The organism is Agromyces sp. Root81, from assembly GCF_001429165.1.
Taxonomy (GTDB): Bacteria; Actinomycetota; Actinomycetes; order Actinomycetales; family Microbacteriaceae; genus Agromyces.
On the sequence record NZ_LMIR01000002.1, the window covers coordinates 1,293,790 to 1,309,255 of the forward strand.

Genomic DNA, 15,466 nt, shown 5'->3' on the forward strand with positions numbered 1-15,466 from the left:
CACCCCGCCCCGGTCCCGGCGTGTGCCGGCGGCGACGGTGATTCGGCATCAGCATGCCAGCGCCTCGACCCCGTGTCCAAGCGGCGGGCCGCAGCGCACGAGCCTTCGTCGGTGCGAGCTCCCGGTGCGCTCAGCCCTTGATCGGGTCGAGCACCTCGAGCATCGACCCCTGCACGAACCCGGCCCACTCGTAAGCGGCGCGCAGGTAGTCGTCGCGCGTCTCGTCGGACTCCGCTTCGTCTTCGTCGACGATGCCCACCCGCTCGGCGAGGATGAGCCGAAGATCGGTGAGGAAGGTCAGCCACCCCCAGGCCTCGGCCTGGTCGAGTTCGATCTGCACCACTCCGCCGTGCTCGTCGACCGCGGTCGCATCGCGTACGCGCTGGGCGGCCTGGCGCTTGCCGTCGACGAGGCTGTCACGGGTGTAGCGGGTGTAGTCGTGGGCGGCATCGTGGTCGTCGGGGTACGCGTTCGGCAGCAGCCGGCCGAGCGCCGGGTCGTCGGCCTCGCCGAGCAGCAGCACCGAGTCGACCTGGTCGGCGAGCTCCGAGAGCAGCATCGCCTCTTCGGTCTCGAGCACGATGCGCACGCCGTCGCCGCCGCCGAGCCCCGCGACGATCACGGCTCGACCCGCTCGACGGTGGCCTGGAGGCCGTAGCCGTGCATCGCCTGCGCGTGCCGCTCCATGGCCTCGCGGTTGCCGGTCGCCACGACGGCGCGGCCCTCGGTGTGCACGAGCAGCATGAGCCGCTCGGCCTCTGCGCGCGGGATGCCGAAGTAGCTGCGGAAGACGTAGCTCACGTAGGTCATGAGATTCACCGGATCGTCCCACACGACCGTGCGCCACGGCAGCTCGACGGCGGCGCGCACGGCGGCGTCGGTGTCGAGTTGCTCGAGCGTCAGCGTCATTCCCCAAGCCTGACACGATGTGTGCGCGCCCGCACCCCGGAGGTCGCAGCTCGTCCGCGGCACGCGGGCCGCCATCTCCGGGCACGCAGTGGTAGCTTGTGAACGCTCCGCAATATGCGCACAGCCGTTGCAACATATGCAACGGCATCGGAGGAGAAGATGCGAGACGACATCGACGTGTTCTGCGTCGGCGAGACGATGGTGATGGTGACCGCTTCCGACGGCGGTCCGCTCTCCGCCGACGGCCGGTACCTCCTCCGCCCGGGCGGCGCGGAGTCCAACGTGGCGAGCGCCCTGGCGTCGCTCGGCCACGCCACCCGGTGGGCGAGTGCGCTCGGGGACGACCCGCTCGGCGACATCGTGCTGTCGGACCTCGCGCGGAACGGAGTGGACCTCGGTCTCGTCGTCCGCGACCCGCTCCATCGCACCGGAGTGTTCTTCAAGAACCCCTCCCCCGAGGGCACGAAGGTGCACTACTACCGGGACGGGAGTGCCGCCTCGATGATGTCGGTCGAACTCCTGAAGCAGTGGTCGCCGGCGAGAGCCGGGATCGTGCACGTGAGCGGCATCACGGCGGCCCTCTCCGACGACTGCCGCGAACTGTTGCAGGCGATCGTCATCGACCGCGCGTTGGGGGACGCGGTCGTCAGCTTCGACGTGAACTACCGCCCGGCGCTCTGGCCGACGACTCGGGCGGCGCCGGAGCTCCTTCGGCTCGCCCGCGCCAGCGACATCGTGTTCGTCGGTCGCGACGAGGCGGAGACGCTGTGGGGCACCTCCACGGCGGCATCGGTCGACCGGCTCCTGCAGGGCCCCGCCCACCTGGTGGTCAAGGACGGCGCGCTCGACGCCACCGAGTTCCACGATGGCGGGGCGACGGTGTGCGCCGCCCCGGTCGTCGAGGTCGTCGAACCCGTCGGCGCCGGTGACGCATTCGCCTCCGGATGGCTCGCGGGCCGCCTCCGCGCAGCCGACGCGGATGAGCGGCTCCGGTTCGGTCATCTCATGGCCTCGCGGGTGCTCCGCAGCTCGACCGATGCCGCCCCCGCCCCTTCGCAGGCCGAGATCGCGCACGCACTCGCGCATGACCCGCGAGACTGGCGGCGATCGACGACCCTCGTGGAGGGATGACGATGTCGCAGACCGTGTCACGCGCCATGGAGATCATTCGGTTCATCGGCCCCTCGCCGCGGAGCCTCGGCGAGATCGCCGAACACATCGGGGTGCACAAGAGCACGGCGCTGCGCCTGCTCCAGACGCTCGAGCAGGACGGCTTCGCCCGGCACCTGCCGGATGGCCGGCACACCGTCGGCTTCGCCATCATCCCCCTGGCCCAGTACGCGATCGATCAGATCGACATCCGGACGCTCGCGCACCCGTTCCTCCAGCGCCTCGCCGCCCAGCAGGGGCACACGGTCCATCTGGCACAACTGATGGACGACGACGTGATCTACGTCGACAAGGTCGACGGCTCGGGCACGGTCGCGATGGGGTCGCGGATCGGCCTTCCCGCCGAGGGCCACACCGCCGGGGTCGCGAAGGTCGTCCTCGCGCACCTCCCCGAGTCCGTGCGCGAGGAGGCGATCGAGCGCCTGGGCTTCCAGCGCCACACGCCGACGACCATCGTGACGCCGGGCGCCTTCCGGCGCGAACTCGACCTCGTCCGGCAGCGCGGCTGGGCCGAGGACGACGGCGAGAAGGAGGACTACATCAACTGCGTGGCCCTCCCCGTCTTCGACGCTTCGGGGCGCGTCACGATCGGGATGTCGGTGACCGCGCTCCGAGCAGTCGCCCCGCTCGCCGAACTGCGAGAACAGATGCCCGAGTACCGACGGGTCGCACAGGCGATCTCCCGGGAACTCGGCTGGAATGGAGACGAGCATGAACGCCGCTGACTACTTCGCCGAGCACCTCACGGGAAACCCGGTGATGGCGATCTTCCGCGGGAGCGCGCCCGAGCGCACGGTCGAGCTCTGCGAATCGGCATGGAACGCCGGGGTCGGGCTCGTCGAGGTTCCCGTGCAGAGCCCCGATGCGCTCGCGTCGTTCGCGGCGGCCGTCGCCGCCGGGCGGGACCGCGGCAAGCACGTCGGCGCCGGGACCGTCCTCTCCGTGGAGCAGCTCGAGCGCGTCGTCGCCATGGGAGCGACGTTCACCGTGGCGCCGGGCTTCGATGCGGACGTCGCGCAGCGAGCAGCCGAGCTCGGGGTGGCGCACCTCCCGGGGGTCGCCACCTCGTCCGAGATCGGCTGGGCCCTGCGCAGCGGATGCAGCTGGGTCAAGGCGTTCCCGGCCGCCGAACTCGGCACCTCATGGCTGCGCGCCCAGAAGGGGCCGTTCCCGAACGTCTCCTTCGTCGCCACCGGAGGCATCACCGCGGCCAACGCCGCCGAGTACCTGGCGGCCGGTTTCAGCGCCGTCGCGGTCGGCGCCGCCTTCTCATCGCCCGAGTCCGTCGAGCTCCTCACCCGTTCCATCGCCGAGGTGGCACGCGCCTGATCATCGAGCCCGGCTGGCGGTGACGGTGAACTTCGCGTTGCGGGCGATCTGCCGGGTCGGCCCCACGACGCGTTCGAGGAGCGGCCGGTAGCGCAGGTGCGAGTTCCACACGCACCAGAGCTCGCCACCAGGGCCGAGCACCCGGGCGGCGTCGGCGAAGAGGTGCGCGGCGATGCCGGTCGAGATCGCCGCATCGCTGTGGAACGGCGGATTCAGCACGATCAACGGTTCGCTCGCGTCGACGAGCCCTTCGAGACCGTCGGCGCGAGTGACGTGCACGCGATCGGCGACGCCGTTGGCCGCGGCCGTCAGGCGAGCGGATGCCGCGGCAGCCGCCGATCGATCGGTCGCCGTCACCCGCAACCCGGGGCGCTCACGCGCGAGCCGGGCGGCCACGATGCCAGAGCCGCACGCGAGATCGACGGCGGTCGCGGCATCCGGAACCGCATCGCCCAGCTGCTCGAGCAGGAACCTGGTGCCGATGTCGACACCCGTGCCGGCGAAGACGCCGCCGTGGGCGACGACCTCGAGGCCGAGATCGTCGTGGCGGGCGCTGCGCGGCCAGTCGGCGGGGCTCGCGGCCGTCGTGGCCGGGCCGCCCGGCTCGCGCGCGATGAGCACACGGGACTTCTGCCGCGCGTGGCTCACGTCGACGCGGCCGAACCGACGACGGAGCACGTCGTTCATCGCGAGCGACATGTGCTTGATGCGGCCGCCGCCGACGATGACCACCTCGGGACGCGCGTGCGCGGCGATGAGCCCGGCCACCTCGTCGAGCCGGTCGAGCGAGCGAGGCAGGCGCAGCAGCACGAGTCGCGCACCTCCGAAGAGCTCCGGCCCGAGCGGTCGCGCGTCCACCGTGTCCGACAGCTCGATTCGGGCCGCGTTCTCGGCGAGCGCGCGTTCACCCGTCACGAGGTCCTGGTGCACGCGGATGCCCCGAGCCCCCGCGTCCGCCGCGGCGAGCGCGAGCGCCCCGTAGGAGTCGTCGACGACGACGACCTCTCCCGGCCCGGCCTCTCGGATCAGCACCGCGGCCTCGTCGAGGATCAGCCGGTCCGCGGCATCCGATGCCTCGAGCCCCGGGCCTTCGACATCGGGGTGGCGCCGCAGAGAGCCGAAGTCGAAGGGCATCCCCCAAGGGTACGGCGCAAGAACCGATGTCGGCGCCCTCTCCCGCTCGCGGCATCCGTCGGGCTAGCCTGTCGAGTGTCGACACGACGTCCGGGGGTTCGCAATGACCATCGAAACTCAGCACAGCGCACCGCAGGAGCACGCCGTCGAATGGTGGGCGCTCGCCCCCGACGACGTGATCGCGCAGGCGAAGACCGATCCGTCACGCGGGCTCGCCGCTGCCGAGGCCGGGAAGCGCCTCGCCGAGGCCGGGCCCAACGCCCTGCAGAGCGCGCCGCCGCCGAGCGTCTGGCGCATCGCGCTCAGCCAGGTGCTCGAGCTCATGACGCTGATGCTCATCGCGGTGACGATCGTGTCGCTCCTCATCGGGCAGGTCTCGACGGCGATCATCGTGGCGATCCTCGTGCTCTTCAACGTGATCACGGGCACCCAGCAGGAGGTGAAGGCCCGCCGCAGCGTCGACGCGCTCGCGAAGCTGCAGACGCCGAAGGCGCGGGTCATCCGCGATGGCGTCCTGCTCCAGATCGACGCCACGGGACTCGTCCCTGGCGACATCGTCGAGCTGGAATCCGGCGATCTCGTGCCGGCCGACGGCCGCATCCTCCGGTCGGCGAACCTCGAGACGCAGGAGTCGTCGCTCACCGGCGAGTCGCTGCCCATCCCGAAGGGCCCGGCGGAGAACACCGCAGGCACCGCACTCGCCGACCGCACGTCGATGGTGTTCCAGAACACCTCGGTCACCCGCGGCACGGCTCGCATCGTGGTGGTCGAGACCGGCATGCGCACGCAGATGGGCCGCATCGCGTCGCTGCTCACGCAGGTCGGCGACAAGAAGTCCCCGCTGCAGCTCGAGCTCGACGGGCTCACGAAGGTGCTCGGCATCATCGCCTGGAGCGCCGTACTCGTCATCGTCATCATCGGCTTCGTGCGCGGTCAGAGCCTCGACGAGCTGCTGTTCCTCGCCACGGCCGTCGCGATCTCGGCGATCCCGACCGGCCTGCCGGTGTTCGTGCAGAGCCTGCTCGCCTGGGGCGCATCGCGGCTCGCGAAGGAGCGCGCGATCGTGACGTCGCTGAACGACGTCGAGACGCTCGGCGCCACGAGCGCGATCTGCTCAGACAAGACGGGCACCCTCACCCTCAACAAGATGACCGTGCGCACGGCCTGGTTCGGCGGCAACACCTACCGGGTCACCGGTGAGGGCTACTCGTTCGACGGCACGGTGCTCGGCACCTCCGACGAACCGCTCGACGCTCCGACGCTCGGACTCGCGATCAGCCTGCCGAACGACGCGACGGTGTCCTCGGAGGGCGAGGTCGTCGGCGACCCGACGGAGGCCGCGCTCGTGGTGCTCGCCGCGAGGCTCGGCATCGACGCCGACCAGGCCCGGAAGGACTACCCGCGCCTCGCCGAGGTGCCGTTCGACTCGGACTACAAGTTCATGGCCACCCTGCAGCGCATCCCCGTGCGGGGCGAGCGGCGGCTCGTGCTCATCGTGAAGGGCGCACCCGACGTGGTGCTCGGCCGATGCACGACGATGCTCAGCGACACGCGGGAGATCGTGCCCGTGGCCTCCGACTCGGCGACGGCCGAGCTCGAGCGCATGTCGTCCACCGGACTGCGCACGCTCGCCTTCGCGGCTCGCTTCCTCGACGACGCCGACGAGGGCAAGGTCGCGGCCGACCCGATGTCGTGGGTGTCCGACCTCGCACTCCTCGGCATCGTCGGCATCGTCGACCCGCTGCGCGCCGAGGCGAAGGCGGCCGTCGAGGTGGCCCACCGCGCCGGCATCGAGGTGCGCATGATCACGGGCGACCACGCCGTCACCGCAGGGGCGATCGGCGCCGAGCTGGGGCTCGGCACGGGAGCCGTGAGCGGCGCCGACCTCAAGGAGATGAGCGACGAGGAGCTCCTGCGCCGCCTTCCCGACCTGCACGTGTTCGGCCGGGTCACCCCCGACGACAAGCTGCGACTGGTCGGGCTCCTGCAGGCCGAGGGCGCCATCGTCGCGATGACCGGCGACGCCGTGAACGACGCCGCGGCCATCAAGCAGGCGAACATCGGCGTCGCGATGGGCTCGGGATCCGAGGTGACGAAGCAGGCCGCGAAGCTCGTGCTCACCGACGACAACTTCGCGACCCTGGTGCACGCCGTCGAGCTCGGCCGCATCGTCTACTCGAAGATCACCGCGTACCTGCGATTCCAGATGACGCAGCTGCTCAGCCTGATCATGCTGTTCCTCGCCGCGAGCGCGTTCTCGATCGCCGAGGGCGTCGCGCTGTTCCCCGCCCAGGTGCTGTTCATCAACTTCTTCGTGGCCCTGTTCGCGGTGATCGCGATCGCCGCGGATGCGAACCCGCCCGGCATCATGAACCATCCGCCGCGCGATCCGAAGATCGGCGTCGTGAACCCCGTCTCGCTCGTGGAGTGGCTCGTCTACGGCGCGGTCATCTTCCTCATCGCCCTGGTGCCGCTCGTGTGGGGACCCGACGTGCCGAGTCCGTCCGAGCCGACCGCGTCGATGACGATGGCCTACGTGGTGCTCGGCCTCGCCACCGTGCTGAGCGCCCTGCTCATGCGTCGCACCCCCGAGTCGGGCCTCCTGCCGCCGATCGCGGCGGTCGCGAAGATCCTGATCTGGCCGGTCGTGCTCATCGTCGCGTCGACCGAGCTGGGACTGTTCCAGCGGATGCTCGGCACCGTGTCGCTGACGGGCTGGCAGTGGCTCACGTGCATCGGCCTGACGCTCATCCTGCTCGTGGTCGTCGAGGGCGACAAGTGGCTCAGGCGGCGCCGGCTCGCGCGCCGTCAGGCGGGCTCCCCCGTCGCCGCGACCACCGGCATCCGCTGAGTTCCGCGCCGCCGCGCTCAGTCGGCTGAGGGCACCTGCAGTGCTCGAGCCGCGATCTCGACCCAGCTCGACACGTAGGCCGAGGAGACGAGGTCTCCCGGCGTCCTCCGGATGAGCGCGTGGAGGATCGGCAGCTGGGTGAGGGCGCCCATGAGCACGGCGGCCGTCGCCTCCGGATCGGACACCGTGACCAGGCCGCGGCTCGCTTGGGCGCTGATCCAGTCCGACATCTCCACGTACACGTTCGCCAGGACGCCGTCCCAGACGCGTTCGAGAAGCGCCGGGTGCTGGTCGAGGTCTCGCAGGAGCACCCGGAGGACTGCCTCGTCTGCCGTCATCGACGCGATGAGACCCTGGGCGATGGCCTGCAGCGCGTCTCGAGGCTGCTCGGGCAGGTCGCGCACGGTGGTCCTGCTGCGCTCCGCGAGTGATTCGAGGTATGCCGCCACTCCGGCTTCGAGGACGGCGTCCTTGCTGACGAAGTGCTTGTAGAGGGCGCCCGATCCACCGGTCAGACCGGCGGCGATCTGGATGTCGGCAACCGACGTCGCGTGGAATCCACGCTCGGCGAAGAGGTCCATCGCGGCAGTCACTAGCGCGTCGCTTCTCATTCCCATATGGTGAGAGAGTAATCACTCTCAAGCCGATCGGCAACACGTGAGGACGATGCACATGCAGCAACGAGCACTCTCCGCCGTTCTGGTGGTACTCGGGTCGGTGGCAGTCGCTTCGGGGCTGTCCGGAATCATCCTCGGCCCCGCCTTCGTGCCAGGAGGAGCGCCGACGACCGCGAGTGTCGACAGCGAGTACCGATTCACCAACGTGTTCTGGCTCGCTGCGGGCTTGGCGCTCTGGTGGTCGGTGCTCCGGCTCCGCGCGAGGAGGACGGTGACGCGCATCGTCCTCGCCATCGCCTTCTTCGGCGGATTCGCCCGATTGGTGTCGGTCATCGCGGCGGGCTGGCCCCACCCGGTCTTCATCGGCGCACTCGTGCTGGAGCTCGTCGTCGTTCCGCTCGTCATCTGGTGGCACGGTCACGTCATCGACGTCCCCGAGGCGAGCGAGCCGGAGCGGATGCCGCAGCGCTGACGGGTGCATCGCCCGCAGGGCGATCGCGCCAGATCCTTCGCTGAGTGCGGCTCCCGGCGGGGTTTGCTACCCTCGGTGCCGCATGCAGGACGCACGAACCGGGGGACGGCGGGCGGCGCGACGGAAGGTCGCGACGCCCGTGACGCATCCCCGGCGCGAGACGCCCCCGAGGTCGCGCTCACCCCGCCGATCGCTCGCCGCGGCCGCCGTGCTCTCGGTCCTCGGCCTCCTCGCCGGCCTCGCCGTCGCGCCGTTGCCGCAGCCCGGTGGCACGCTCCCCCTCGCCGCGGCGGATGCCCCGCACCACGGCGACGTGCAGGAGCTCGACGTCGCGTCGGATGTCGCGGCTCCGGTCGTCTCGCACGAGTCCTATGTCGCGACGACCGGCGAGCAGACCCTCGTCGCGGGCGGCACGAACGTCGACTGGGCCAAGCTCGTACTCGTCGAGGGCGACTGGCCGATCACCGAGGAGAACATCACCTTCATGATGCGCTGGATGCGTCAGGAGAACGGTGCCGACAACTGGTGGAACCGCAACAACCCGCTGAACAACGGCCAGGGTTCGGGCGGCGGATCGGGCCTCGGCAGCTACCCGACGCTCGTCGAGGCGGCCTACTACGCGGCCGAGAACCTGCAGTCGGGCCGCTACCCGGAGGTCGACGCGGCGCTCGCGCGCGGCGATTCGGCCGATGCCACCGCCCAAGCGATCTGGGCCTCGATGTGGGCGGCGAGCCACTACGGCTACGGCACCCACTGGAGCTCACGGCCCTACGAGGTCATCGAGGCGCCGCCCTCCGCCTGGGGTCGCTGAACGCCGGAGTCGATCACTCCCGCTCCAGGGGTCGCCAGACGACGACCGCGTTCTCACGTCGCACGCGGGTGCCTGCCTTGAGCGAGATGACCTCCCCAGCCGACCCCGCCGCGAAGACGCGCCGGCCCGGTCGGTTCAGCATCTCGTCCGCGAGCGCGCCCTCGAGTTCGCGCACCCGCGCGCGCAGGGTCGCCACCTCGTCTTCGAGACCGAGCACCCGGCGGATGCCCTCGAGGCTCACGCCTTCGCTCGAGAGCTGGGCGATCTCGCGCAGCTGCACGACGTCGTGCATCGAGTAGCGACGCGACTTGCCCGCGGTGCGAGTCGGCGAGACGAGCCCGAGTCGGTCGTACTGGCGCAGCGTCTGCGGGTGCATGCCCGCGAGCTCGGCGGCGACGGAGATGACGAAGAGCGGGCTCCTCTCGTTCATCTCCACCACCTAGCCCTTCGCCTTCGCGAGCAGGTCGTCTCGGGGGTTCTCGTCGGGCAGCAAGGCGGCGAACTCCTCGAGCTTCGCCTCCGCCTCCTTCGAGAGATGCGACGGCACGGCGACCTGCACGACCGCGAGCAGGTCTCCGGTGCCTTTCGACGTCTCGACGCCGCGACCCTTCACACGCAGCACTCGGCCGCTCGGCGTGCCGGGGGCGACGCGCAGCTTCACCGGGTCGCCGCCGAGGGTCGGCACCTGGATGGTCGCACCGAGCGCGGCCTCGGTGAACGTGACGGGCACGGTGACCCGGAGGTTCAGGCCGTCACGCTCGAACACCGGGTGCTTGCGCACGGTCACCGTCAGGACGATGTCGCCCGGTTCGCCGCCGTCGGGCGAGGGCTGGCCCTTACCGCGTAGGCGGATCTTCTGCCCGTCGGCCACACCCGCAGGGATGCGCACCGTGATCGGCTTGCCCTCGGCGGTCTGCAGCGTGATCTGGTCGCCCTTGGTGGCCGTGACGAAGTCGAGCGTCGTCGATGCCGTGACATCCCGGCCCTTCGTCGGGCCGCCGGGGCCTCGATACCCGCCGGTCGGCTGGCCGAAGCGGCCGCCGCCGAAGAGGCCGCCGAGCAGGTCGTCGTAGTCGCCGCCCTGCTGGAACGTGTAGGACTGGCTGCGGCCTCCGCCGCCCTGGCCGAACATGCCGCCGAAGACGTCTTCGAAGCCGCCGGCGCCGCCGGCGCTGCCGGGCGCGGTGAAGCGGGCGCCGGAGCCCATGGCTCGCACGGCGTCGTACTCCTTGCGCTGCTCGGGATCGGCGAGCACGGAATGCGCCTCGCTGATCTCCTTGAACTTCGCCTCGGCGGCAGCGTCACCGGGGTTGGAGTCGGGGTGGTACTTGCGGGCGAGCTTGCGGTACGTCTTCTTGAGGTCCGCGTCGCTCACGTCTTTGGAGACGCCGAGCACCTTGTAGAAGTCCTTGTCGAACCAATCCTGACTGGCCACCGGCACCTCCTCTCTCGTATCTGTCTGAAGTCTGTCTCGAGTCTGTCTCGAGTCTGTCTGAAAACCGTGTCGGCCGGCCGGCGACATCCGCGAACGGATGCCGCGGGCCGGCCGAGTCGGGTTACTGCGGGGTCTTCACGACGACCTTCGCTGCGCGGAGCAGCGTGCCGCCGAGGGTGTACCCGGTCTCGACGACGTCGGCGACCGTGTCGATCTCGACGTCGGCCGAGGGCTGCTGGAAGATCGCCTCGTGCCGCTGCGGGTCGAACGGCTCGCCGACCTCGCCGAATGCGGTGAGGCCGAGCTTCCCGACCGAGCCGCGCAGCTTCGCCGCGATGGTCGCGAACGGCGCGTCGCCCTCGAGGTCGCCGTGCTTCTCGGCACGGTCGAGGTCGTCGAGCACTGGCAGCAGCACGGCCACGGCCGCGCCGACGGCGCGCTCGCGCTCGACCTCGCGGTTCGCCTCGGTGCGCTTGCGGTAGTTGGCGTACTCCGCGGTGATGCGCTTGAGGTCGGCGAGATGCTCGGCGCTCGGGTCCTGCACCTCGGCGTTCGCCGCGTTCAGGATGTCGTCGACCGTGAGCACCTCGTCGTCTTCGATCTCGACGTCGATTTCCTCAGGGGTGACGGATGCCGCGGCATCCGTCACCTCATCGGTGGAGTCGGGATCGGGGACCTCGGGGGTCTCCTTCTCGTCTGCCATGCTCAGGCCTTCTTCTCTTCCTCGTCGTCGATGACCTCGGCGTCGACCACGTCTTCGTCGGAGGACTGGTCGCCCTCGGCGCCCGACGCGTTCGCGTCTTCGCCGGCCGCGGCTGAAGCATCGGCCTGCTGGCTCTGGGCGTAGATCGCCTCGCCGAGCTTGCCCTGCGATGCGTTGAGCTTCTCGAAGGCCGACTTCACGGCCTCGTCGTCGTCGCCCGCGAGCGCGCTCTTCAGCCCGTCGACGTCGCCCTGCACCTCGGACTTGACGTCAGCGGGGAGCTTGTCGTCGTTCTCCTTGATGAGCTTCTCGATCGAGTAGACGAGCTGCTCGGCCTGGTTGCGGGTCTCGGCCGACTCGCGACGCGCCTTGTCTTCGGCGGCGTGCTCCTCGGCCTCGCGCACCATGCGCTCGATGTCGTCCTTCGGGAGGCTCGAGCCGCCCGAGATCGTCATGCGCTGCTCCTTGCCGGTGCCCTTGTCCTTCGCGGACACGTGCACGATGCCGTTGGCGTCGATGTCGAACGTGACCTCGATCTGCGGGATGCCCCGCGGCGCCGGCGCGATGCCGGTGAGCTCGAAGGTGCCGAGCGGCTTGTTGTCGCGGGTGAACTCGCGCTCGCCCTGGAAGACCTGGATCGCGACCGACGGCTGGTTGTCGTCGGCGGTCGTGAAGGTCTCGCTGCGCTTGGTCGGGATGGCCGTGTTGCGCTCGATGAGCTTCGTCATGATGCCGCCCTTGGTCTCGATGCCGAGGCTGAGGGGAGTGACGTCGATGAGGAGCACATCCTTGCGCTCGCCCTTCAGGACGCCCGCCTGGAGGGCGGCGCCGACGGCGACGACCTCATCGGGGTTGACGCCCTTGTTGGGCTCCTGGCCGGTCTCCTTCTTCACGAGCTCGCTGACCGCGGGCATGCGCGTCGATCCGCCGACGAGCACGACGTGCGCGATGTCGGAGAGCTTGACGCCCGCCTCGCGGATGACGTCTTCGAACGGCTTCTTGGTGCGGTCGAGCAGGTCGCTCGTCATGTTCTCGAACTCGGCGCGCGTGAGCGTCTCGTCGAGGTTCGCGGGGCCGTTCTCGGTGAGCGAGAGGTAGGGCAGCTGGATGGACGCCTTCAGGTTCGAGGACAGTTCCTTCTTGGCCTGCTCCGCGGCCTCCTTCAGGCGCTGCTTGGCGATCTTGTCGTTCGAGACGTCGACGCCGGTCGACTCCTTGAACTTCTTGATGAGCCAGTCGACGACGCGCTGGTCCCAGTCGTCGCCGCCGAGGCGGTTGTCGCCGGCGGTGGCGCGCACCTGGATGGTCGAGAAGTCGTCGTCCTTGCCCACCTCGAGGAGGGACACGTCGAACGTGCCGCCACCGAGGTCGAAGACCAGGATGAGCTCGTCTTCCTTGCCCTTGTCGAGGCCGTACGCGAGTGCGGCCGCGGTGGGCTCGTTGATGATGCGCAGCACGTTGAGGCCCGCGATCTCGCCGGCCTCCTTCGTGGCCTGGCGCTCTGCGTCGTTGAAGTACGCGGGAACCGTGATGACGGCGTCCGTGACGGTGTCGCCCAGGTACTGCTCCGCGTCTCGCTTCAGCTTCTGCAGGATGCGCGCCGAGATCTCCTGCGGCGTGTACTGCTTGCCATCGATCTCGTCCGTCTTCCAGTCGGTGCCGACGTGGCGCTTGACCGACGCGATGGTGCGGTCGACGTTGGTGACGGCCTGGCGCTTCGCGGTCTCGCCGACGAGCACCTCGCCGTCCTTGGTGAACGCGACGACCGACGGCGTGGTGCGCAGACCCTCCGCGTTCGCGATGACCGTGGGCTCGCCGCCCTCGAGGACCGAGACGACCGAGTTGGTGGTGCCGAGGTCGATTCCTACTGCTCGTGACATGTGTGTTTCTCCTTCTCCCCGCCCGTGGCCCCGGCCGCACGGATGCACCGCGCGGCTCGTGGGCGACGGGCCGGATACCGGTTCGACCCTTCCTGGCCCGCAACCGAAGTACCTGAGGCAAGACTTGAGCCTTACCGACTCAAGCTTCTCAACACCCCGTGAACGTGTCAAGTCGAGGTGGGGAAACTTGAGTGTACTCGACTCAACTCACAGCCGGTGCCCAGTATTCCCATGGGGGCTACCGGCGGCGTCCGGCCGCCCCTAGAGTTTCGCCCAACGCGTGAGGTGCAACGCGTGAGGCGCAACGATGAGGGGAGCAGTCGTGAACGGGAGACGCATGAAGCTGGTGGGCGGCCTCGCGGTCGCACTCGCGGTGGTCGGAGGGCTCGGGGCGACCGGAGCGGCCGCCGCACCAGGATCGCCGAACGGACCGCGGTACACGGCGGGCTCGCCAGGGGCCGGCGACACGTACTTCCCGAACGCCGGCAACGGCGGCTACGACGTGCAGCACTACGACCTCGACCTCACCTACGCGCCGCCCGAGGCCGACCCCGCGCCGCTCGTGGGGCAGCTCGACGGCACGGCCACGATCGACCTCGTCGCCACTCAAGACCTCGACCGGTTCAACCTCGACCTCCGCGGCATGGAGGTCGGTTCCCTGACCGTGAACGGCAAGCCCGCCACCGCCGTCGCGCCGCCGGCACCCGGGGCCGAGGTCGACGGGGCCGCGTACTGGCACGTGCAGAACGACGCCGACCGGATCTGGGAGCTCACCGTGCAGCCGCGTCCGAAGCTCAAGGCCGGCGAGAGCGTGCAGCTCGTCATCGAGTACGGCGGCCAGACCGCGCGGCCGCTCGACATCGAGGAGGCGCTCTACGGCTGGGTGACCACGCGCGACGGCGCCATGGTGGTCAGTGAGCCGGATGGCTCGATGACCTGGTATCCCGTCAGCGACCACCAGACCGACAAGGCGAGCTACAGCTTCGCGATCACCGTGCCCGAGGGCAAGGTCGCCGTGGCGAACGGCATGCAGCCGAAGCCCGAGGAGACGGCAGGCGGCTGGACCACCTGGTACTGGGATGCCCCCGACCAGCAGGCGAGCTACCTCACGACCGCGTCGGTCGGCGACTTCGACCTGCGCGACACGTACTACTCGGCGAGCGGCGTGCCGATCATCGACGCGGTCGACGCTGATGTGACTCCGGCGCGGCTTCTGGTGACGAACGCCAGCCTGGCGCGCCAGGTCGAGATGATCGACTTCTACGAGCAGTACTTCGGGGGATACCCGTTCGTCGCGTACGGCTCGATCGTCGACGACGACACGGTCTTCTACGCACTCGAGACGCAGACCCGCCCGGTCTACTCGCGACAGGCGAGCGAGGGCACCGTGGCGCACGAGCTCGCCCACCAGTGGTTCGGCGACGCGGTCAGCCCCGAACGCTGGCAGGACATCTGGCTCAACGAGGGCTGGGCATCGTACGCGTCCTGGATGTGGGACGAACACGACGGCGGCGCGACGGTCCAGGAGTCGTACAACGAGTGGTACGCCTCCGAGGAGCCCGACAGCGAGTACTGGGACCTCCAGATCGGCGACCCGGGTCCGCTCGGACTGTTCCAGGACCCGGTCTACGACCGCGGCGCCGGCGCGCTCCACGCCCTCCGCCTCGAGCTCGGCGACGAGACGTTCTTCGCCGGCACTCAGCTCTGGCTCGAGCGGTACAACGACTCGGCCGGCACGGCCGAGGACTTCCAGGCGGTGTTCGAGGAGGTATCGGGCGAAGACCTCGACGGCTTCTTCCAGACCTGGCTGTACGAGCAGGCGAAGCCGCCGGCCACCTGGACCACGCCGTAGGCGACCACCTCGATGACCCGCTCGTCGGAGGTCGGCGGAAGCGCGCAGGTGTTCAGCTGCGAGACGAGGAGATGCGTTCGAGTAGATTCGCATCGTGACCCGCCGCTCCCCGACGATCTTCGCCTACACGGTCGCAATGCCATGCGTCCTCACCCTCACTATCGCCCTCAGCGGATGCAGTCAGCCCGACGCTCAACCGAACGAGATCGATGCAGCACGCCTCGTCGCGCTCGAGGCGAACGAACCGTTCGATGTCGGCGCGTACGGCGCCGAGTGGATATCCCGACCCGCGCGAGCAGCACC

General features: G+C 69.9%; 15 protein-coding genes. 7 read left to right on the forward strand and 8 right to left on the reverse strand.

From position 1 onward, the window contains the following. Window positions 1-130 precede the first annotated feature (130 nt). Both ASE14_RS11175 and clpS read right to left on the reverse strand, forming a co-directional pair. Complete coding sequence (locus ASE14_RS11175; RefSeq protein WP_056654647.1) at window positions 131-622, reverse strand: DUF2017 family protein; 492 nt, start codon at window positions 620-622, stop codon at window positions 131-133. Continuing rightward, on the reverse strand, window positions 619-909 hold the full coding sequence (gene clpS / locus ASE14_RS11180) for an ATP-dependent Clp protease adapter ClpS (RefSeq protein WP_056654648.1): 291 nt from the start codon (window positions 907-909) through the stop codon (window positions 619-621). The genes ASE14_RS11175 and clpS overlap by 4 nt, the downstream gene beginning before the upstream one ends. A gap of 159 nt (window positions 910-1,068) precedes the next feature. On the opposite strand from clpS, the gene ASE14_RS11185 reads away from it, so the two are divergent. The 3 genes from ASE14_RS11185 to ASE14_RS11195 are packed head-to-tail and all read left to right on the forward strand — an operon-like array spanning window position 1,069 to window position 3,408. Further along, window positions 1,069-2,040 carry a sugar kinase gene (locus ASE14_RS11185; RefSeq protein ID WP_056654649.1) on the forward strand — a complete coding sequence of 324 codons (972 nt, stop codon included), beginning with the start codon at window positions 1,069-1,071 and terminating at the stop codon, window positions 2,038-2,040. Window positions 2,041-2,042: 2 nt separating this feature from the next. Continuing rightward, window positions 2,043-2,804 carry an IclR family transcriptional regulator gene (locus tag ASE14_RS11190; RefSeq protein WP_056656241.1) on the forward strand — a complete coding sequence of 254 codons (762 nt, stop codon included), beginning with the start codon at window positions 2,043-2,045 and terminating at the stop codon, window positions 2,802-2,804. Continuing rightward, window positions 2,791-3,408 (forward strand): bifunctional 4-hydroxy-2-oxoglutarate aldolase/2-dehydro-3-deoxy-phosphogluconate aldolase, encoded by a 618-nt coding sequence (locus tag ASE14_RS11195; protein ID WP_200953309.1) that lies wholly within the window; start codon window positions 2,791-2,793, stop codon window positions 3,406-3,408. The genes ASE14_RS11190 and ASE14_RS11195 overlap by 14 nt, the downstream gene beginning before the upstream one ends. Here ASE14_RS11195 and ASE14_RS11200 read toward each other — a convergent pair whose 3' ends face one another. Continuing rightward, window positions 3,409-4,542: a class I SAM-dependent methyltransferase gene (locus tag ASE14_RS11200; protein WP_056654650.1), complete on the reverse strand. Its 1,134-nt coding sequence runs from the start codon at window positions 4,540-4,542 to the stop codon at window positions 3,409-3,411. 103 nt (window positions 4,543-4,645) lie between these two features. Here ASE14_RS11200 and ASE14_RS11205 point away from each other — a divergent pair, with 103 nt between their 5' ends. Continuing rightward, a complete protein-coding gene (locus ASE14_RS11205; RefSeq protein ID WP_056654651.1) occupies window positions 4,646-7,393 on the forward strand; it encodes a cation-translocating P-type ATPase in 2,748 nt (915 codons plus the stop codon). Between the two features lie 17 nt (window positions 7,394-7,410). Here ASE14_RS11205 and ASE14_RS11210 read toward each other — a convergent pair whose 3' ends face one another. Continuing rightward, a complete protein-coding gene (locus ASE14_RS11210) occupies window positions 7,411-8,004 on the reverse strand; it encodes a TetR/AcrR family transcriptional regulator (RefSeq protein ID WP_162257730.1) in 594 nt (197 codons plus the stop codon). Window positions 8,005-8,065: 61 nt separating this feature from the next. Between ASE14_RS11210 and ASE14_RS11215 the strand changes: the two genes are divergently transcribed. Next, window positions 8,066-8,482, forward strand: coding sequence for a DUF4345 domain-containing protein (locus ASE14_RS11215; protein ID WP_162257731.1), 417 nt, complete (start codon window positions 8,066-8,068; stop codon window positions 8,480-8,482). 82 nt (window positions 8,483-8,564) lie between these two features. Then, window positions 8,565-9,293 (forward strand): hypothetical protein, encoded by a 729-nt coding sequence (locus ASE14_RS11220; protein ID WP_235511254.1) that lies wholly within the window; start codon window positions 8,565-8,567, stop codon window positions 9,291-9,293. Between the two features lie 13 nt (window positions 9,294-9,306). Here ASE14_RS11220 and ASE14_RS11225 read toward each other — a convergent pair whose 3' ends face one another. From ASE14_RS11225 to dnaK, 4 genes are all read right to left on the reverse strand, one after another. Then, complete coding sequence (locus ASE14_RS11225) at window positions 9,307-9,723, reverse strand: heat shock protein transcriptional repressor HspR (RefSeq protein ID WP_056656247.1); 417 nt, start codon at window positions 9,721-9,723, stop codon at window positions 9,307-9,309. Window positions 9,724-9,732: 9 nt separating this feature from the next. After that, window positions 9,733-10,728: a DnaJ C-terminal domain-containing protein gene (locus ASE14_RS11230; protein WP_056656251.1), complete on the reverse strand. Its 996-nt coding sequence runs from the start codon at window positions 10,726-10,728 to the stop codon at window positions 9,733-9,735. A gap of 121 nt (window positions 10,729-10,849) precedes the next feature. Then, a complete protein-coding gene (locus ASE14_RS11235; protein ID WP_056654655.1) occupies window positions 10,850-11,431 on the reverse strand; it encodes a nucleotide exchange factor GrpE in 582 nt (193 codons plus the stop codon). A 2-nt stretch (window positions 11,432-11,433) separates the two neighbouring features. Continuing rightward, window positions 11,434-13,311 carry a molecular chaperone DnaK gene (dnaK, locus tag ASE14_RS11240; RefSeq protein ID WP_056654656.1) on the reverse strand — a complete coding sequence of 626 codons (1,878 nt, stop codon included), beginning with the start codon at window positions 13,309-13,311 and terminating at the stop codon, window positions 11,434-11,436. Window positions 13,312-13,633: 322 nt separating this feature from the next. Between dnaK and ASE14_RS11245 the strand changes: the two genes are divergently transcribed. Then, window positions 13,634-15,163 (forward strand): M1 family metallopeptidase, encoded by a 1,530-nt coding sequence (locus tag ASE14_RS11245; RefSeq protein ID WP_235511256.1) that lies wholly within the window; start codon window positions 13,634-13,636, stop codon window positions 15,161-15,163. Window positions 15,164-15,466: the final 303 nt, after the last annotated feature.